The organism is Komagataeibacter kakiaceti JCM 25156 (assembly GCF_000613305.1).
Map to the genome: position 1 here is coordinate 1 of NZ_BAIO01000557.1, position 1422 is coordinate 1422.

The following is a 1422-nucleotide window of genomic DNA, read 5'->3' on the forward strand; positions in this document are numbered from 1 at the left end:
TGGATGAACCGCTGGTGCATCTGGATCCCGCGCGGCGCGACGCCCTTTTTCGCGCGCTCGGGCGCATGGAAACGGGCGTGATGCTGACCGGAACGGATGTGGAACAGTTTGCGCCGCTCCGGGCCTGCGCCGAATTTGTAACGCCGGGTCAGGGTAATCTTGCGCCTGACGCATGATTTCGGTGGGGAATGCTGGTTACGCCGGGCGGTTCGGGCTATAATGCGTTCAGTTATTTTGTTGTTATGCGCTGTGGAGCATCTGCCGGCATGTCCGATCAATCCAGTCCCGATCAGAAACACGATGTCGCGGTCGAGGCGGGCGCTATCCCCCCGGCAGACTACGATGCGGCATCCATCTCGGTTCTGCGGGGGCTGGACGCGGTACGCAAGCGCCCCGGCATGTATATCGGTGATACCGATGATGGATCGGGCCTGCACCACATGGCCTTTGAAATCATTGATAACGCCGTGGATGAGGCGCAGGCCGGTTTCGCCACCTGCTGCACCGTCACGCTGAACGGAGATGGCAGCGTCAGCGTGCGTGACGACGGGCGCGGCATCCCGACCGACATGCACCATGAAGAAGGGGTCAGCGCGGCCGAGGTGGTGCTGACCAAGCTGCACGCGGGCGGCAAGTTCAACCAGAATTCCTACAAGGTGTCGGGCGGCCTGCACGGCGTGGGCGCTGCCGTGGTCAATGCCCTGTCCGAATGGATGGAGGTGCGGATCTGGCGCGAGGGCAGGGAGCATGTCATCCGTTTTCACGGCGGGGAACGTGACGAGGCGCTGCGCGTGGTGGGCGAAAGCGACGAGCCGCGCGGCACGCAGGTCACCTTCAAGCCCAGCGCCGAGACTTTCGCCAAGGTCGAATTCGAGTTCCCGATTCTGGAGCGTCGCCTGCGCGAACTGGCCTTCCTCAATTCCGGGTTCAAGATCATCCTGCGTGATGAACGCCATACTCCCGCGCGGGAGGAGAAGTTCTTTTACGAAGGCGGCCTGTGCGCCTTTGTGGAATGGCTGGACCAGGGCAAGAACCCGATCGTGGAGCCGCCCATTACCGGCAGCTCCAGAACGAGGAAAACGGCATCAAGGTCGAATTCGCGCTCACATGGAACGACAGTTCCATGAGACTATGCTGTGCTTCACCAATAATATTCCCCAGCGCGATGGTGGGTCGCACCTGGCCGGTTTCCGTCAGGCGCTGACCCGTGTGGTGGGCCGCTATGCCGAGGCCAACGCCACCAAGAAGGACAGCCACGCCCTGAATGGCGAGGACATGCGTGAAGGGCTGACCGCCGTCCTGTCGGTCAAGGTGCCGGACCCCAAATTTTCATCCCAGACCAAGGACAAGCTGGTTTCGTCCGAAGTGCAGCCCGTGGTCCACGCGGCGGCGGCGGACATGATCGCCCACTGGTTCGAAACC

General features: G+C 62.2%; 1 pseudogene. It reads left to right on the forward strand.

Annotated features, from left to right (window positions below):
- Positions 1-188 precede the first annotated feature (188 nt).
- A pseudogene (locus tag JCM25156_RS25560) lies at positions 189-1422 on the forward strand (ATP-binding protein); the annotation flags it as partial.